This window comes from Paenibacillus sp. FSL K6-2393 (assembly GCF_038002545.1).
GTDB lineage: Bacteria > Bacillota > Bacilli > Paenibacillales > Paenibacillaceae > Paenibacillus.
In genome coordinates, this window is sequence record NZ_JBBOCU010000001.1 from 2,380,323 (window position 1) to 2,392,669 (window position 12,347).

10 protein-coding genes and 3 pseudogenes are annotated in these 12,347 nt (G+C 40.7%); 9 read left to right on the forward strand and 4 right to left on the reverse strand.

The genetic code is table 11. The annotated features are described in order from the left end of the window. Positions 1-123: 123 nt before the first annotated feature. Complete coding sequence (yaaA, locus tag MHI14_RS10460; protein ID WP_341130277.1) at positions 124-876, forward strand: peroxide stress protein YaaA; 753 nt, start codon at positions 124-126, stop codon at positions 874-876. A 655-nt stretch (positions 877-1,531) separates the two neighbouring features. On the opposite strand, the gene MHI14_RS10465 is transcribed toward yaaA, so the two are convergent. Further along, entirely contained in the window at positions 1,532-2,290 is a 759-nt protein-coding gene (locus tag MHI14_RS10465; RefSeq protein WP_240768060.1) for an SDR family NAD(P)-dependent oxidoreductase, read from the reverse strand. Positions 2,291-2,503: 213 nt separating this feature from the next. Between MHI14_RS10465 and MHI14_RS10470 the strand changes: the two genes are divergently transcribed. Beyond that, on the forward strand, positions 2,504-3,391 hold the full coding sequence (locus MHI14_RS10470) for an AraC family transcriptional regulator (protein ID WP_133385458.1): 888 nt from the start codon (positions 2,504-2,506) through the stop codon (positions 3,389-3,391). Positions 3,392-3,767: 376 nt separating this feature from the next. Here the strand turns inward: MHI14_RS10470 and MHI14_RS10475 are convergent, their stop codons facing one another. Further along, complete coding sequence (locus MHI14_RS10475; RefSeq protein WP_249913438.1) at positions 3,768-4,334, reverse strand: DUF4879 domain-containing protein; 567 nt, start codon at positions 4,332-4,334, stop codon at positions 3,768-3,770. Positions 4,335-4,944: 610 nt separating this feature from the next. Between MHI14_RS10475 and MHI14_RS10480 the strand changes: the two are divergent. The 5 genes and pseudogenes from MHI14_RS10480 to MHI14_RS10500 form a co-directional block, all read left to right on the forward strand. Next, positions 4,945-5,205 (forward strand): annotated as a pseudogene (locus tag MHI14_RS10480) (WXG100 family type VII secretion target); the annotation flags it as partial. 534 nt (positions 5,206-5,739) lie between these two features. Continuing rightward, a pseudogene (locus MHI14_RS10485) lies at positions 5,740-6,153 on the forward strand (hypothetical protein); the annotation flags it as partial. 26 nt (positions 6,154-6,179) lie between these two features. Next, on the forward strand, positions 6,180-6,560 hold the full coding sequence (locus tag MHI14_RS10490) for a hypothetical protein (protein ID WP_111618892.1): 381 nt from the start codon (positions 6,180-6,182) through the stop codon (positions 6,558-6,560). 112 nt (positions 6,561-6,672) lie between these two features. Next, positions 6,673-7,203: a hypothetical protein gene (locus tag MHI14_RS10495; protein WP_341130278.1), complete on the forward strand. Its 531-nt coding sequence runs from the start codon at positions 6,673-6,675 to the stop codon at positions 7,201-7,203. Between the two features lie 270 nt (positions 7,204-7,473). Then, on the forward strand, positions 7,474-7,716 hold the full coding sequence (locus MHI14_RS10500; protein WP_339309974.1) for a hypothetical protein: 243 nt from the start codon (positions 7,474-7,476) through the stop codon (positions 7,714-7,716). A gap of 193 nt (positions 7,717-7,909) precedes the next feature. On the opposite strand, the pseudogene MHI14_RS10505 reads toward MHI14_RS10500, so the two are convergent. Continuing rightward, positions 7,910-8,427, reverse strand: a pseudogene (locus MHI14_RS10505) (GNAT family N-acetyltransferase). A 687-nt stretch (positions 8,428-9,114) separates the two neighbouring features. Here MHI14_RS10505 and MHI14_RS10510 point away from each other — a divergent pair. Together MHI14_RS10510 and MHI14_RS10515 are read left to right on the forward strand one after the other, a co-directional pair. Then, positions 9,115-9,951, forward strand: a complete 837-nt coding sequence (locus MHI14_RS10510) for a hypothetical protein (RefSeq protein ID WP_091028726.1) — start codon at positions 9,115-9,117, stop codon at positions 9,949-9,951. Positions 9,952-10,214: 263 nt separating this feature from the next. After that, on the forward strand, positions 10,215-10,496 hold the full coding sequence (locus tag MHI14_RS10515) for a DUF6809 family protein (protein ID WP_091028729.1): 282 nt from the start codon (positions 10,215-10,217) through the stop codon (positions 10,494-10,496). Between the two features lie 141 nt (positions 10,497-10,637). Here the strand turns inward: MHI14_RS10515 and MHI14_RS10520 are convergent, their stop codons facing one another. Continuing rightward, on the reverse strand, positions 10,638-12,014 hold the full coding sequence (locus MHI14_RS10520) for a right-handed parallel beta-helix repeat-containing protein (RefSeq protein WP_341130279.1): 1,377 nt from the start codon (positions 12,012-12,014) through the stop codon (positions 10,638-10,640). Positions 12,015-12,347: the final 333 nt, after the last annotated feature.

Here is a 12,347-nt window from a genome sequence, read left to right on the forward strand (position 1 = left end):
TTTTTGAGTCTTTTCAAAGGTACCATGAGGGATTTAGTTAAGCCTTGGCATTGGATTCGCCTGTCCAATCCTGTACAATGGATAACGACTAAAACAACGGTAGATTAAGGATGGATCAGCACGATGAGAATTATCATATCACCAGCTAAAAAGATGAAGATTGATACCGATCTTATGGCTATCGCGCAGATGCCGCAATTTATAAACGAGTCAGAACAGCTATTGAGTCTGCTTCAAAAGTTATCCTATGACGAACTCAAAGCGATGTGGAAGTGTAACGATGCAATCGCCGAACAGAACGTGGAGCGGATTCAGAATATGAATATAAAAGCAAATCTGACACCAGCAATCTATTCCTACGAAGGCATTCAGTATCAATATATGGCGCCAGGTGTTTTTCAAAATGAGGAACTGGCGTATCTGGAGCAGCATTTACGTATATTATCCGGTTTTTATGGCATGTTGCGGCCTTTGGATGGGGTTACACCATATCGGTTGGAGATGCAGGGCAAGCTGCAAGGTCCGGGTTTCAAAACGCTCTATCAATTTTGGGGCAGCAAACTCGCAGATCAGCTTCAGTCGGAAAGCAATTGCATTCTGAATTTGGCTTCCAAAGAATATAGCAAAAACATCACGCCTTTTCTGAGCGAGGAAACCCGCTTTATCACTTGTGTATTTGGACAAATGGTTGATGGGAAGATTGTTGAAAAGGCAACCCGGGCCAAAATGGCTAGAGGTGAGATGGTACGATATATGGCAGAGCGTAAAATTACAGATGTGAAGGATATAAGAAACTTTGATCGGTTAGAGTTTGTTTTTTCAGAAGAGAAATCGGATGAGAGTACGTATGTGTTTATATATACAGAGGAAAAGTAGTTTGTATTATGTGAGCAGATTATAATAAGAAGTGTTTTTTACTAAAAAGTCGCCATCCGGCGGCTTTTGTTGTATGCAGCAACCTTTTGGAGGATGCTCTTACGAGCATCCTTCCTACCGAAAATTGATTATTTAATCAGATTGATTCCAAATGTCATCAAAGTATAAAAGAAAATAGTCCTTATCATTGAGGACTAAATTACTATTACCGCTTTATCATTTTTCTGGTCCTATGGTTTGCGCTTGGAACCATGATGCCGACCAACGGTTACGCACTTTCGGATCCATCAACTTCCATAATAATGAACGAAAGTAGCCGTAGCGGTCTCAATACTTCTATGGAGCAGAGCGTAAAATATAGTGTGCAAATAGAAAAGGAAGACCCTTTCACAGCTTTCCCAAACCGATCTGGAGAAGTCTGTATCCGACGCATCTGATCGAATGTTTAACAAGCAAATCAAGAAATACACGAACCGGAGAGAGCAATGTAATACTACTCTTACGAAAATAAATAAGGCTCATGGCCAAACACCATGAGCTAAATAAACCAAGTATAATCGAACGTAGCAGCTAGAATAATGTTCTATAAGCAGAGCAATATCAGTGTGGAACTCCGCAGATATGCCGTTATTCACAGCGTGTTGTCTTTACATTTTTAAAGCAAATGTCCGCCAGACACTTCAATGTCCTGAGCTGTAACCCAGCCGAAATCATCGGACAATACATTCACAATTACCTTCGCAATATCTTCGGGTTGGCCTATTCTGCCAAATACAGATTGCTCAGCCAGTGGCTTGATGAATTCGGGATGCTTATCGAATACTCCATCGCCAAAATTGCTGTGCGTAGGACCGGGAGAAACGGCGTTAACCCGAATGTTGCGAGGTGCAAGTTCTTTGGCGATATAACGAGTCCATGTGGAGAAGGCTGCTTTTAACGAACCGTAGGCAGAGTAACCTGGGAATGATTGGTTTTTGGATGAACTTGTGGTATTTACGATGGCTCCAGCATCATCCATGAATTGCACGAGGTGTTGTGTTAGAAAAACCGGTCCTTTAAAGTTCGTATTAAGAATCTTGTCGAAGTACTCTTCGCTCATCTCATTGAACATCATGGGTCCGCCAATACCTCCATTATTAACTAAGTAATCAAAAGTTGTTCTATCCCAAATGTCTTTGAGACATTTCTTAACTTCCAGGGAGAAACCTTCGAATGTTGATACTTGCGTCAGATCCAACTTCAGTGCTGCAGCCCGAACTCCATTATTCTTCTCAACTTCCTTAACGACAGCTTCTGCCCGGTCCTTATAAGAATTGTATGTGAGAATCACGCTAATTCCGCGCTTGCCCAGTTCAAGAGCCGTCGCTTTACCAATGCCATTACTTCCACCTGTTACGATTGCAATTTTCATCATATCCACCCTCTCTTGTGATCGATCTGGACTTTATTGTAGTCTCCTCTGCTGAAATTATATAGATCTAATAACACCTTATAATTGCCTAAAATCACCATGTTTAATTTTATGTAATTGTAATTTCCTTTGTTTTATATATAAGAAAAGCCTAAAAGTGCCGATTCATGTCGGTGTTGTGTTGAGGGATACAGAGTCGTCTGATAAAATAGGTGTATGAATAAAATTATGGATGAAATTATAGATTTAATGAAATATGCAGGTACTCGACCGATTGCAACGGAAGTGCCGGGGCTGAGTATGATTAAGGGAGATATACCCGCACATCAGCTTGCAGCGCTATACGAGCCGATGATTGGGTTTACGGTTCAAGGAACAAAGATTCTTTCAATCGGGGAGCGCAGTATTACCTTGGGGGGACCCTCATATTATGTTCTGCCGGTACATGTTCCCGCAACGGCGAGGGTATATCCAGACCCTAATGGCGGTCCTTACATGTCCCTTGGTCTTGTGTTGAATCAGAATGTCCTTCAAAGCTTATTAAGAGATCTGCCTGAAAATCTGATACCAACGTCTTCGGAGCCGTTCGCAGCTTGTGAGATAGATATTGAATTTATGGAGGCATGGCTACGGTTATTGCGATTAACCAAGACAACAAGAGATATTCCAGCTCTTGCGCCGGCCTATGAACGCGAAATCCTATATCGTGTTCTGATGGGACCACAAGGGTGGTATTTGAGGCAACTGGGTATGCAGGAGAGTAATTTTTCGAAGATTTCTCAAATTGTAAAATGGTTTCGCGATCATTTTATGAGTCCAATAGACGTCGGCGAGATGGCAACCAAATCGGGTATGGCTATAAACACCTTTCACCGTCAGTTTAAAAGTGCAACAGGGTTAAGTCCTATTCAATTTCAAAAGCAATTAAGGCTGTTGGAGGCTAGAAACCTCATTGCATTTGAGGGTTATACAGTAGCCGGTGCCGCATATCAAGTTGGCTATCAGAGTACTTCACAGTTTAATAGAGAATACTCCCGTTTCTTCGGTTCATCTCCGGCTCGGGATACTAAGAAACTAAGGCTAATCGAAAGCGCGAGGGATTAGTTAGCTGCCTCTACTAACTTGATGGTAGTGGGGAAGCATATGGTGTATGAGAAAAGACGCAGGGATGTATATCCCTGCGCCTGATCAAGAATCAAATCCGTGTCCATCAATCCAGATTGGATAAGGGATTGAAGCCACTGCTTGTTTCCTCTGCTTTGTTCCACGCATCCTTGACTTCTTGAGACCATTCTTCAAGGTCACCTGAGAAAATGTACTAACATAATTGTTAGCAGAAGAGGGAGCTGTCACATCCAATTTAGGTGCGATCCGATTCGTATCCGAAGCTGATGAGCCTTCGGGCTTACTTACTTCCCGTATTCCTCATGATAGAACCAGGATAGCCAAGTCCTCCAATATTCAGATTACATCCTTCCTCTTAACGAACATTAATCCAAGCGGTCCACTGTGTTGGAATATTAATGGAATAGACCGTACCTACAAATTGTCCGCCTGTTGTATTAGGAGATTCATAAACCCAAGAATGGGCAAAAGCATCTACGACACGATCACCGTCCAGATCAATAGCTTCAGACCAGTTGTTTGTCATTGTATTGCCGGCGAGTGTGCCGTAGTGACTGCTGTCATAACCGATCTGGAAAGTAATACACTGAATCCAAGCCCCACCATGATCATTGGTCGTGGAGAGCGGGTTGTTATTGAAGCCGTAAATTTCTTGACCACCATTCGGAGATACGACACCATATACATTAATGTGAGATACTTTCGGAGCAGGCGCAAATAGGACTGGACCACCCGCATTATCAGCCTTCTGCGATTCAAATTCAGCCTTAGCCGCTTTCACAGCTTCACGGAATTCTTTGGAATTAATAATTTCTTCCTTTGTCATAGGTTTGGCTTGAGTCACGTCACCGTCTGCATAAGCAGCAACATTAAACGAAAGCACTAGAACAAGAATAAGAGTTAAACTAAACAATTTTCTCATAGCAATAAATTCCACCTTTCTTGTTATGGGTATTCTTTTACAAAAACATGCGGTTACGACAAATAGACCTGCTTACAAATTAAATCCTCTTGCCCTCCTCTCTTATGAAAATGGTAGAACTCTACAGGCTAGAAAACTCTATGAAGTAGGAATGTATATGTAAAATGAATGCCTGCCAATGATTATGTGTTGCAGACAAAATATAAAAACTCATTTATACGCATTGATATCTTAGTTATGTTAGGCTCTGATACCCATCTTGTTAATATAAGATTCCAAAATGAATATTTAAATTGTAATATATTCCATTTATACAAACATATAGTACACCTAATCATCCACATGAGTCAAGTTTCTTCATTAATACTATGATTTGTTAAAGTTTTCTGCTCATCGCAGTAAATTGCCACAGTATCCTTTAGTCGTCAAATTGAAGGACAATCCTCAGGAACAATATATACCTACAAAGAGATCCTATGGGGCTGAAGGACGGATATAAATCATTCTGAGCGTGGGTTCATGCAGTGAAATCAGGAGGTTAGGCGGATGTATTGTACTAATACTTCTGCTAACATAGGTTAATCATATATCAGATGAGCGGTGAAAACGGATGAGTACGATTAAGGTGAATCCTGAGCAACTACATCATGTATCCAATCAGGTGGATCAGGCCAGACAACAGTTGGAGCATATTCGCAGTGAACTGACGAGACAGATCATGTTCGTTCAGATAATGTGGATGGGGGCGACGCAGGAGCGATTCTACTATGAGTTTGAACAGTCGCGTCCTATATTGGATAAAGCACTGGAGAGTATGGTGGGCATCTCCAAGGAACTCAAGGAGATCGCTACGCGATTTGAGAATGTCGATGCTGAAAAGGTGAGTCTTGGAAGTGCTGTTGGCGCTGTGGGTGCGGGAGCAATGATGAAGACCTTGGGAAATGATGAGGGTCCGGAGGATAAAGGCTACCGGATGGCACAAGTCAATGTGTATGGGAAGCTGATGTGGATGCCTGTGAACGAGAATGGCGTTACGGATCAGGCTGCGCTCCAGGCATATAAGAAGGATCAGGGGCATTTGGATATCAATCGGATGCAGGCTACGGATGCTGAAGCGCCAGGGGAAGATATTTATGCGATGCAGATCAAAGCCTTCGAAAATGGGATTCATCCCTTCACAGGCGAGCCTGTATCCGATAAGTATGCTCAGATCATGTTGACTTCTCTGAAGTTCAGTCAGCTATTTATGGCATTTCAGATGGTTCGCGGGAGTATGCCGGGTAGCAAAGGTCCGTTTCGCTTGCCTTCTTCTCATCCAGCTGTGGCGAAGATTAAAAAGAATTTGGAAGCGGCTGAGGCAAGGAAAGGTAGTAAGATTAAGGGGACGGGTGATGTTAGACCTGTCCAAATCATTGAAAATAGATATCCAAATGAGATTCAGCAAGGAAAGAGTTTTGACTATGTTTTGAAGAATGGCCAAGTTAAGATTCGAGATGGAATTAAAGAGGTTGACTTTGTCATAGATGTAGATGGTAATTTAAATGTTGGAAGAGGACATTCTCATTTAGCAAATGGAGCTGATGTTCAAGCTGCTGGAAAACTAAAAGTCGATGCAAACGGAAATGCAAGAAGAATAACAAATGAATCAGGACACTATACACCAACAACTGAGCAAGCTAAAAAATATGAGCAGATATTCAATAGTGCTGGAATAAAGACAGAAAACGCTTGGTTAGAGATATATCAACTAGAAGTAACGAGAAGTGGTTATGTCGATATAGGGAAATTAAAGAAAGTATATTCAACTAAACTGAAATAATAGGGGGAGATATTTTGACTACTCAAATGAACGAGGTAATTTTTTCGACTAATTTATCTAAAGCCGTTGATAAGATAAAAAAGGCAAAAAACATTACGAGCGATATCGTTAAGTTTATCATAGAGCCGGTTGAGGAACAGGGGAAAATGTTAGATGGTGGCGATGAAATGATGAAACGTCTTGTGTTATCTAAAGAGAATGTTGGTGGTAAAAAACTATTGTTAGAAGATGTTGTTGGGGTTTTAGGAGGTCTTTTTCCGAAAGCTCCTATATGGATTAATGTATCTTTTATAGAAATTGAAGGAGATACCGCTATCTTCAAGCTGGAAACCAGTTTGCGTTTTAGAAAACCGACTTTATTAAGAAATGCTGAAACAGGTCATGCTCCTTTTAAAGCTATTGTATAAAGTATGTGAAGATTGTCTAATATCTTTATGGAAATTTAAGTAGAGGCTACTTAATTAGTATTGATTCATCATTCAACAAATACAGCAGATTGATCGTGGTCAATATATCACCATGATTAATCTGTTCTTTTGTTATTTTCGTTTCTTTAATAGAAGAGAAGAGTACATTGGTGAACAGAAAAGAAAAGTGTGTTTTTACATGAAAGAAGATTTTCGAAATGTTTGCGATTTTGCACAGAAGATCGAGTTCTCAAAAGAGAAGAGTTTCCAGACTACAAATTTAGTGCTACTTTTGGAGGTGAATAAGTGCATGTCAGTCAGTGCTGTAATATATGAACCACAAAATGATTTTGAACAGAGTTGTTTCTTTGTTCCCATTGCTACGGAATCGTTTTTTAAAGAATGTTGGCAACCTGCGATTGAAGCACTCGGGTTACAATGGACAGACCTCTTTTCATCAGGTGTTGATGTAGAGGAGGAAGATGTACCGTCAATAATTGAGGAACTAATTCAAATCAAAGATTGGGCGGTAAAAAACTTAACTGAGGAAAAAAGGGATAAAATGTTTGAAAGAATAACAATTCTTCAAAATAAATTGCCCATAGCATTTCAGCGCAAAGATGCTGTTGTATTTATAGGATAGATAGGGTATTAGTCATGTTACAGTTTGATGGACTACCCAGTGCAGAGTGAATCCATCATTCAATCAATAACATAATATCTGTATAACTACTTCATCAATTGAGTTGTACGCAGGAAAAGGCTCTGGTTTCATCCCTAATTAATGTTACTCTGTTACATCGAACAGGTCGATTATGGTTAGATATCACTATGATTGCTCTGTTTTTTGTTACCTTGGTTCTTCTGCGTTTTTTAAGAAATGACTTGGACACAACTGATTGGAGATACGAACATGATTAAATATAGGTATACCATTGAATATAAAGAAGATTTCAACGAAGTTATCGTGGACTTAGGCATTGATTCTTCGTTAAAGAATGGTTATCTGATTAGTAATTCTTTGGGATCGGATATATTTGGAGACTTCGCCACGATCCAGGAAGAGATCGGAAACTTAATCGAATTACTGAAAGGGGAAATAACGTTATACGAAGGTGGAGGGAATGTGAACTTAAATTACATTACATATACCTAGTTTGTTTCACTAAATGCGCGTAAGAACCAATTCATCTGCAATACTCAATGAGTTTCCCAAAGGAATAACATCAAGAGCGCGAAATTCAAAATATAAGGAATCTTAAAAGACAAAAAAAGCCTAACCCCTCAGTATCTTGAACGAGGAATTTGGCTTATGATCTTCAGCTTAAACAGCTGCATCTGATTGGTGATTAAAATGATGGTTTATTCGTCCATTTATAAGTAATGAATTTTAACATTTGGCCATTCATTTCAAATTGATTATCACTAGTTTCTGTATGCTCGAATCCGTTTTGCTCTAAAACTTTTTGAGATGCTATATTGTTGGTGGTTGTTTTTGCCTTAACTTCTTTTATATCTAAATCAACTAACGTATTAAGTAATAATTTTAATGCTTTTTTAGCAACACCTTTTCCAGTGTGGATTTGTCCCACTCTGTAGCCGAGAAATCCTATTTTATCGGAATCAATATCAACTAAATTTATTCTTCCAAGAATAGAGTTATTTTCGTCTTTTATTAGATAAAAAAGGAGAGTCCTTTGACTTGTTCATCAAGTAGAGATTCATTCCTTACTTTAAAAACCTCAGGTATGTAATAATCATCTCCTCGAGACGGTACCATTTCCTCGAAAAAAGTTCTGTTTTCAATTTCGAATTCATACAAGTTTTCAATATCTGTGACTTTTAACTTCTCAATTATTATATTCATGATTGTTTTCCTCCAATCAACTTTAATGGAATATATTGCTAATCTGCTTCTATAAACTATAATTTGTACTATGATAGTTTGTTCTAGTTCCTTATTTTGGTTATTTTGAATGAATATTGAATTTATTGCGATTAAGTTTTTGTACATCAAGTACAACATCCTGTTCCGTTATTCAACATTATAGGAGATTAATGGATATTCAAATCCCTAGTAAATTTGAGCAATCTTTGGATGAACATTATGGAAACCTAGGCTCGAAGATGTGGGCGTATATTATGGGGCTTTTTGAACACTTGAGCAATTATATGAACAATGGATCTGCAGTACTATAATTACCTAATGTTGATAAGTTGACTTCTCAATTGACCGCAAGGAAATGGTCAATGACCAGTAAGGGGAAGATATTACTTTAAAAGTAAGAAAGACATGGGTGAGAATCGTTTGAATAAAAAAGTGACCTATTTTTGACCTGATTATGGCCACATGATGGCCTTTCGTTGGACTTTTCACGTGATATATTTGTATTGTGGAAATCGGGCGAGAATGAAACGTACAGCTGCAATAGCGGCATATGACTGGGGCGTTCCGCATCTCGCTTTTTCTTATTTTCTTTGAATAGGAGATTAACATCGTATAATATGTTAAGAATGGGTTAATAAAAAGAATACGAAAGTTAGGTGTTACTTTTTGAAGAAGTTGTTATTTGTAACAGACCTTTACTATCCAGCTAAAGGCAGAAACTATTATGAAGAAGACCTGTATCTCACTTCCAAACTTAGAGAAGAGTTCGACTTGATTATTTGCCATCCGGAGGATATCGAGAGCTTCGAGGATGTTGTCGATTTAATTGTCTTTCGAAATGCAGGTCCTGTTGCCAATTTTAAAGAAAAGTATCAAGCTTTTCGTAAGAGAATAGTAGACAAGCAACTAAATACTTACAATTCATTTAATGGCAAAGCAGATATGAATGGAAAAGAGTATTTGTTGGAATTAACAAATGTGAATTTCCCGGTTATACCCACCATAGATTCCGTTGAAAATGTTAAATTTCTACCCGAGGTAGAATACTTCATTGTCAAACCAAAAGATGGCGCTGATTCCATTGGCATGAAGAAAATTTCTAAAGAAGAACTAACTAATGAAATTGATAATGAGCAGCATAGTATTCTGGTGCAACCGTTTATCCCTTTTGAATACGAGGTATCCTTTTACTTCATTGACAAGGACTATCAGTACGCATTGTATGCACCGGATAAGGATAAACGTTGGGAATTGAAAGAATATACACCTACTGAACAAGATTTATCTTTTGCACAAAAGTTTATTGATTGGAATAACATTGACTACGGTATTCAACGTGTGGATGCATGTCGCACACTATCAGGAGAACTGCTATTAGTTGAACTGGAGGACTTGAATCCTTATCTGTCTCTGTTGGAAATTTCTTCTGAAACTCGCGCCGAGTTTATTCAAAACATGAAGGAATCCTTAATAAAAGCCCTTAGTATCAATCCTTTGGGATAAATGTATATCATTCAAATGATAGTAGCGAAATGATCATAAACATGTCGACTAAAGCCCCCCTCGTGGTGCTTTTTCTTTTGCCTTCATATGACAGAATGTGAGCCATTTGTGAGCGTTGACTACAGCAAGATAAGCTTCCTTTGGTGTTTGAGGTATGAGTTTAACTTTAACTTCGACTCAATAAAAAAACACTAGCGGTTTTCCCGCTAAATCCGCATTTCATCTCTTCCCTTGAGTTACAATCTTCCTGAGGTGACCTTACCATGAAGGATAATATGTCAAACCTGATCGAAGATTTGTTTCACGGGAACCTGCGGTTGGACGAGTCGATTCATCCTGAGCAGGCTGAGTATCAAGAGATCAATCGTCAAATATCGGACATGATGCAGAACTACAAAACAAATCTCACAGATACAGAATACGATGCTTTGGAACAACTGATCGACTTGATCGGACAGTCCACGTCGATGTATGTGGAAGCGGCATTCGAGCAAGGTTTTCGTACAGGCGGCAGACTGATGATTGAGGTTTTAGCCAAAACATAAGTATTTATCTATCTACCTCATAAGCCAGCTGACAATACAAAGCAATTCAAGAATCCCCTCCTCCATTACCACCGATTAGGCTGGCATTGGGGGGAGGGGAATTGCTTTTAAATTATTCTTTTATCTTATTTACTCACATACCTACCGTGCCCCAATATTCTTACCCGCTGGCGTACCCGAACCAATCAAATCACTGCCACCCGCAAGCTTCAGGAAATTACCCAAGACAGGTGTTCCGTCGGCGCTACGTGTTACCGAAGGCACGAGGGAGACAAAGTCGGCTGCGCTGACGAGCAGGCCTTTGGCGTTCTCGCTTTTTTTGTTCTTCCACCAGACGTTGGTGCTGCTGACGTCGGTTCCGCTTGTTTTGTCACTGGCGCCGCCTTGGAAGGACAGGTTGTTGGTGAAGATGTGGGTGCCTACATCAAAGGCAAAGTTGCTTTGCCCATTGTTCCAGGAGGTGTTATTTTTCATCTGGATCGAACCGGGATTGCTGTTGTAGGTGAAGCCGTGCTTTTTATTATTAAACGCAATGCTGTTCTCAACGATATGATTCACTGCAATCTTCTCACCGCCCAGCTTGAAGCCGTTGCCATCGCTGTTGGAGGTGGAAGTGCCGTCTGATGTTGCACCGTTCGCATAGGCGATGCTGTTGCGGATCGTAACCGCGCCGATGGCACCTGTGTCCGTTTTGCTATACAGATCCCAGCCATCGTCCACGTTATAGGCCGCAATACAACCGTCGAAGACGTTGCCCGGGCCTACGGTCAGTTTGGCCGCAAAACCGTCGGCATCCTCGCCGTCATCCGGGTCATAGTTGTTGTGGGAGTAAGAACGAATCACTTCATTATATGCAGGCCATTCACTCTTGGCGGCTGTAGAAGCATAACGTCCCATTTGAATACCCGTATCCCGGTTGTGATGAGCTTCAATCTGCTCCAGACGGTTGTAACTGCCTCCGATGAAGATGCCGTTGTCGCCCGCACCCTTCACCTCAAGCCCTTTGACGAACCAGTAGTCTCCGAACATTTGCAGCCCGCGGTTGGTGGAAGCGAAGGCTTGAGTGGAGAAATCAAAGACCGGTTTTTCCGATCCATAGGCCACCAGGTTTTTGCGTTGGCTCGATGTGCCGCTGTTGCCACGTTCAATGGTAATGGTCTGGGAGAAGTTATAGGTACCGCCGCGTAGATAGATCGTTTTGCCCGGTGCGACCTGGGTTAATGCGTTAGCCAGTGACGTTGGACTGTTGATCGTACCCGGATTGCTGGCTGAGCCGTTAGGGGAGACATAGAGATCACCTGCAGCAAGTGCGATATTCGAAGTCGCCACCGATTCGGAGGGGGGTTGTAAGCTGCTCTCGATCAGCTCTTCAGCACCAGCCGATCCACCACCAATCAATAATAGAGGGAACGCGGCGCTCAGACAGATCTGGGCCATTTTCGATTTGAGGGAGCGTTCCTTCAGAGAACGTGCAGATCGTGCAGATACATGAGTGGATGTGGATGGGAATAATTTCATTACGTAAGCCTCCTTGGTTAATTGGGAATAGAATGAAGAGCATGTGGTAGCCGTGTAGCAGACCGTTACCTATGAGATAGATCATGCCGGCTGGTTAGGTGTAATCTCTAGGACACAGCTTTATGGTAAATGTTGTAAGCGTTATCATCAATAATCATCTGATCAGATGGAGGTACATGCAGGCAGGTCAGGCCTGCAAGCTTCCAATGCCTGTAATATCACGTGAATTATGTAATCTTTCCATTGTGTGATAGCTCTCATTTAACGAAGAATCATCTGAAATGAACGTAGAGAAGTACGCTTTTCAATCCTAAGAGTACCAGTTTTACTTAT